At 75.1% G+C, this 3067-nt stretch carries 3 protein-coding genes; 2 read left to right on the top strand and 1 reads right to left on the bottom strand.

Annotation, left to right across the window (positions count from 1 at the left end):
- Positions 1-469, bottom strand: a 469-nt coding sequence (locus ACWEVO_RS33770) for an ADP-ribosylglycohydrolase family protein (protein ID WP_452311475.1), incomplete at its 3' end; no start/stop codon positions are given.
- A gap of 73 nt (positions 470-542) precedes the next feature.
- Here ACWEVO_RS33770 and ACWEVO_RS33775 point away from each other — a divergent pair.
- Together ACWEVO_RS33775 and ACWEVO_RS33780 are read left to right on the top strand one after the other, a co-directional pair.
- Positions 543-1232, top strand: a complete 690-nt coding sequence (locus ACWEVO_RS33775; protein WP_452311476.1) for a response regulator transcription factor — start codon at positions 543-545, stop codon at positions 1230-1232.
- A 29-nt stretch (positions 1233-1261) separates the two neighbouring features.
- Entirely contained in the window at positions 1262-2653 is a 1392-nt protein-coding gene (locus ACWEVO_RS33780) for a HAMP domain-containing sensor histidine kinase (protein ID WP_452311477.1), read from the top strand.
- The last annotated feature ends 414 nt before the right edge of the window (positions 2654-3067 follow it).

The raw sequence follows: 3067 nt of genomic DNA on the forward strand, positions 1-3067 counted from the left end.
GGGTCACCTCGGCGGCGGCGCGGGCCTGGTCGGCGGCGCGTCGGGGCGAGTCGGCGTACCAGGCGCCGAGCGGGGCGACCCGCATGGCGGCGCCGTTGCCGCAGGAGCCCTGCCCGTCGAACGCGGACGCGGCGGCGACCGGCCACGGGGTGCCGGTCCGGATCAGCCGCAGGATGGTCACCGCGCCCGGCCCGTAACCCCGGTACGGCTCGCAGCGCTCGGCGAACGCGAGCGCCAACCGGTCCCGGTCGATCCGCCCGGCCCGGTCCAGCTCGGCCACCACCGAACAGGCCATCTCGGTGTCGTCCGTCCACTGCCAGGGTGGCGCGGGCAGCCGACCGGCGGCCAGGTCCGCCGGGTGCCGGCCGGGGACGAAGAACTGGGAACCGAGGGCGTCGCCGACCGAGAGGCCGGCGAGCGAGTCGCGGGCGAGCGTGAGGCGGGTGTCGGGGAAGAGGGTGAACGTCATCGCCGTCCCAGCTTGCCCGGTTCCGCAGAGTGCCGCAACGCGATCGACTTGCCACGCCGAGTACGGTGCTGACGTGGCAACCGTCCTCCTGGTCGAAGACGATCACGTCGTACGCGGCGCGATGCTGCGGTCCCTCACCGACCGGGGGCACGCCGTACACGCCGTCGGCACGGCGCTCGACGCCCTGCGCCGGGTCGCCGCCGAGACGCCGGACCTGGTCGTGCTCGACCTCGGCCTGCCCGACCTGGACGGCTCCGACGCGCTGCGCATGCTGCGCGGCATCACCGACGTGCCGATCATCATCGCCACCGCCCGCGACGACGAGCAGTCCGTGGTCCGGCTGCTCCGGGCCGGCGCCGACGACTACATGGTCAAGCCGTTCACCGGCGCGCACCTGGACGCCCGGATCACCACGGTGCTGCGCCGGGCCGGCCGGGCCAGCCGGTCGGTGCAGCCGGCCGTGCACACGGTGGGCGGGCTGCGGGTCGACGTCGGCGAGCGCAGCGCGGTGCTGGACGGCGAACCGCTCGCGCTGACCCGCAAGGAATTCGACCTGCTGGCGTATCTCGCCGCACGTCCCGGCCGGGTAGTGTCCCGGCGGGAACTCTTGGAGGAGGTATGGCGGCAGCCATCGGTCGGCGAGGACCAGACAATCGACGTTCATCTGTACTGGCTGCGTCGCAAAATGGGCGAGTCCGCGGCGAAGCCGCGCTACCTGCGCACCGTGCGGGGGGTCGGCTTCCGGCTGGTGGCGCCGGACTGAGGCCGGCGCTGGCCTGGCTCACGGCCGGCATGTGCAGCCTCGTCGCGCTCGCCTTCCTCATCCCCCTCGGGATCACCCTCGGCGACCGCTCCCGCGACGACCGGCTGGCCGACGCGGCCCGGCGGGCCGCCCTGGTCACCGGCGCCCTCGCCGTCAGCACCGACCCGGCAGTCGTCCGCCGGGCGGTGGCGGCCAGCGGGGACGACCCGGCGCTGCGACCGGTGGTGCACGGCATCGGCGACGACGAGTCCCGCGGCCGGGCCGACACGGCGACGCTGGCCCGGGCCGCGGCGGAGCGGCACTCGGTGGTCACCGAGGTGCCGGGCGGCGTGCTGCGGCTGGACCCGGTGGTGCTCGGCGACAAGGTCGCCGTGGTGGAGGTCTTCGTCCCCGACCGGGTGCTCGACGAGGGCGGCGGAGCTCGGTGGCTGCTGCTGCTCACCGTGGCGGTGGCGCTGGTCGGGGCCGCGGTGATCGTGGTTGACCGGGTCGCCGCCCGCACCGCGGACGCCACCGGGGACCTGGTCAAGGCGGCGCTCGCGGTCGGCGACGGCGACCTCGCGGTACGGGTCGAACCCACCGGCCCCCGGGAGCTGGCCGAGCTGGGCCACGCCTTCAACCGGATGGCGGAGCACCTGGTCGCGCTGCGCGCCGACGAGCGGGAACTGGTGGCGGACCTCTCCCACCGCCTGCGCACCCCGCTGACCGCGTTGCGGCTGGACGCCGAGGCGCTGGAGTCCGACGACACCAGCATCGGCACGTTCAGCGAGGCGGAACTGGACCGCCGCCGCGGCATCCGGCGGATCCGGCAGGCCATCGTCACGCTGGAGGGCGAGGTCGACCAGCTGATCAAGACCACCCGCAAGGCGGTCGGCCAGGAGACCGGCCCGGCCAGCTGCGACGTCAGCGAGGTGGTCCGGGACCGGATGGTGTTCTGGTCCGCGCTGGCCGGCGACCAGAACCGGCCGCACCGGGTGGTCGGCGCCCAGCTGCGGATCCCGGCGCCGGTGCCCCGGGCCGAGCTGGCCGCCGCCCTCGACGCGGTGATCGGCAACGTCTTCCGCTACACGCCGCAGGGCACCGCGTTCGAGGTGGCGGTGAGCCGGCGGGACGGCTGGGTGGCGATCCGGATCGACGACGCCGGCCCGGGCATCGCCGACCCCGACCGGGCGCTGCGTCGCGGCGCCAGCGACCGGGGCTCCACCGGCCTCGGGCTGGACATCGCCAAACGGGTCGCGTTGCAGGCCAACGGATCGGTCAGCATCGACCGGGCCGGGCTGGGCGGGGCCAGCGTGGTGATGCTGCTCGCCGACCCGGAGGCGATTCCCCGGCAGGTCAGCCGGTTCGGGCTGGTCGGCCGGATGGCCCGGGACGGGCGGGAGCAGAAGAGCGGCGGGCGCCGGTGGCCGCGACCCCGTTGACGGGCTCGGCTGTGGACCGGCGCAAGTCTTCCTTAGATAAGGGTTAACGACGGCCGATCGGCCGTCCCGGACTGTCAGGATCAGAACCGAACCCATCAGTTCCACCGGCCGGGACGCCCCGTAACACCATCCGGTCGGTGGAGCGTGCGCGCGGCGGGAGTTCGGTCCCCCCACACCTCGCTCCCGTCGCGCGCCACTCTCCGTCGAACCGCACCCCGGGCGTGAGGTGACCGTGATGACGCCGACCGTCAGCCGCCTGCTCCGCTGGGCCGCCGTGATCGGGGTGGGTATCGCCCTCACGCTCGCCGTCTGGCAGGACCCGGTGCTCGCGTACGGCCCGGGCCGCCCCTACCCCGGCACGAGCGGAACCGCGCTGGCCGTCTCGGTGGGCGCGCTCGGCGGCGTCGCCCTGGC

Source organism: Micromonospora sp. NPDC003776 (genome assembly GCF_053605645.1).

Coding starts and splice junctions, on each gene's coding strand:
- ACWEVO_RS33780 (WP_452311477.1), top strand. CDS start 1,262: ATGTGCAGCCTCGTCGCGCTCGCCTTCCTCATCCCCCTCGGGATCACC.